This is a genomic window from Blautia sp. AM23-13AC (assembly GCF_003435675.1).
In the GTDB taxonomy this organism is placed as follows: Bacteria; Bacillota; Clostridia; order Lachnospirales; family Lachnospiraceae; genus Fusicatenibacter; species Fusicatenibacter saccharivorans.
The window spans coordinates 346-3,016 of the sequence record NZ_QTUL01000026.1 but is presented as its reverse complement, the minus strand read 5'-3'; the positions used below and the strand labels follow the sequence as shown (position 1 = coordinate 3,016).

Here is a 2,671-nt window from a genome sequence, read left to right as displayed (position 1 = left end):
TACACCAGCCAGACCGGGAGGACGGCGGCATACCAAACCCGCATTTTCATGTGCTTTGCCCCATCCGCCCCATCGAGCAGAACGGCAAATGGGGACTAAAGCAACGCCGGGTGTATGAGCTGGACGAGGACGGCAACCGTATCCGGGACGCAGACGGAAAGTTTGTGTTCAACGCCGTTCCCACTACCGACTGGGGCAGTCCCGAAACGCTGGAACATTGGCGTGAAGCATGGGCGGAGATGTGCAATGCCAAGTTTGCGGAAAAAGGTATTGATGTTCGTATCGACCACCGAAGCTATGAGCGTCAGGGCGTGGAGCTTCTTCCCACCGTCCACGAGGGCGCAACCGTCCGGGCAATGGAGAAGAAAGGTATCCGCACCGAGAAAGGCGAGTTCAACCGCTGGATCAAAGCCACCAACGCCGTGATCCGGGACATTAAGAAGAAAATCGCTCTCCTGTTTGATTGGATTGCCGAAGCAAAAGCGGAGCTTGCCAAGCCGCAGGCACCCGACCTTGTTTCTCTGCTGAACGCCTATTACACCCAGCGCAGAGCCGGGGCATATTCGCAGAAAGGCAAGGTCAGCAACCTAAAAGAGATGAACGAGACTTTCAATTATCTCCGGGCAAACGGCATTTACTCCCTTGAAGATTTGGAAAGCCGTGTCAGCGAACACAGTGCTGCCACAGAGAGCTTGAAGAAAACGCTGGACGAACAGACCGCCCGAATGAAAGCAATTAAGCAGCTCTATGACAGCTCTGCTGCTTTCCAGAGATTGAAGCCTGTCTATGACGGCTTGCAGAAAATCAAGTTTGAGAAGCCCAGAGCCAAGTACAAGGCAGAGCATGAAGCGGAATTGATACAGTTCTACGCCGCCAGACGAAAGCTGACCGGGGAGTTCCCGGACGGCAAGGTGGATATGAAAAAACTGTCCGACGAGTATGACGCTCTGGAACAGGCGCACGAAACCACCTATGGCGAGTTTAAGACCGTCAGAGACGATTTACACCGTCTTTGGAAGGTCAAGTCATGCGTAGATACTGCCGCCCGTTTTAACGAGCGCACAGAGGAACAAAAGCTCCAAAATCGACCCCAAACACGACAGAAAAAGGAGGAACTATCCCGATGAATTACACCCAAGCACAGATTGACCGGGCAAACGCCGTCAGTCTGGAAGATTTTCTCCGTACACAGGGAGAGACGCTTATCAAAAGCGGACGAGAATACCGCTGGAAAGAACATGACAGCCTGACCGTCCGGGGAAACAAATGGTTTCGCCACAGCCAGAGCAAGGGCGGCTATCCCATTGATTTCGTCATGGAATTTTACGGCAAGTCCTTTCCCGAAGCCGTCCAGCTCCTGACCGGCGAAAGCGGCGAGGGGCAGACTGAAGCCAGCACAACACCGCCCACAGCGTTCCACTTGCCCTTGCACAACCGAACAGCCGACAGAGCAATTCAATATCTTTGCGAAAGCCGGGGTCTCAACAAAACGCTTGTTGAGGCTTTTCTTCTTTCCGGGGATATTTATGAGGACGCAAAGCGGCACAATGTTGTGTTTGTCGGCAGAGACCGAAACGGCACACCGAGATACGCCCATGTGCGAGGAACGGCAGACACATTCAGACAGGATATTACCGGGTCTGACAAGTCCTATCCGTTCCGCTATGAGGGAAACGGCAACCAGCTCTTTGTCTTTGAAGCACCGATAGACCTGTTATCGTTCATCTGCCTTTATCCGCAGAACTGGCAGACAAGGAGCTATCTTGCCCTGGGCGGCGTTTCGGGCAAAGCCCTTGACCGTTTTCTTTCTGAATGCAAGGACACCCGAAAAGTGTTCCTCTGCCTTGACAGCGACACCGCAGGAAGTGAAGCCTGCACCCGGCTGGCACAGGACATTCCCGGCGAGATCGCCGTCATTCGCCTTGTCCCGGCAAGGAAAGACTGGAACGATGTCCTCCGTCAGCAAGGGGACATTCCCAGCCGCAAATTCATAGCCGAGACAATCACGCTGCGAGAGCTGCCCACCGCCCAGCCTGTCCCCATGCTCCGCATGGCAGATGTGGAGCTTACGAGCGTGGAATGGCTATGGTTTCCGTATATCCCCTTTGGGAAGCTGACGATCATACAGGGCAACCCCGGCGAGGGCAAGACCTACTTTGCTATGCGCCTTGCGGCGGCTTGCACCAATCGAAAGCCTTTACCCGGTATGGAGACACTTGAGCCTTTCAATATCATCTATCAGACCGCCGAGGACGGTCTGGGCGATACCGTTAAGCCCCGGCTGATGGAAGCGGACGCAGACCTTGAAAGAGTACTTGTCATTGACGATAGAGACACGCCGCTGACCCTTGCCGATGAGCGCATAGCAAGGGCAATCCGGGAGAACAACGCAAGGCTGCTTATCATCGACCCGGTACAGGCGTTTCTGGGCGCAGATGTGGACACGAACCGGGCAAACGAGGTGCGCCCGATATTCCGCAGTCTGGGAGACATTGCACAGGCTACCGGGTGCGCTATCGTGCTGATCGGACACCTCAACAAAGCCGCAGGAACGCAAAGCACCTACCGGGGATTAGGGTCTATCGACATTACGGCGGCAGTCCGCAGTCTGCTCTTTATCGGCAAGCTGAAGGACAGCCCCACAACAAGGGTACTTATCCATGAGAAAAGC

The 2,671-nt window shown here is 54.6% G+C and carries 2 protein-coding genes; both read left to right on the top strand.

Translation table 11 applies throughout. The features are described from left to right. Window positions 1-1,127: MobA/MobL family protein (locus tag DW642_RS15555; protein ID WP_117511012.1), on the top strand; the 1,127-nt coding region annotated here is incomplete at its 5' end. Further along, the coding region (locus DW642_RS15550; protein ID WP_242991217.1) for an AAA family ATPase at window positions 1,124-2,671 on the top strand (1,548 nt) is incomplete at its 3' end. The genes DW642_RS15555 and DW642_RS15550, both read left to right, overlap by 4 nt.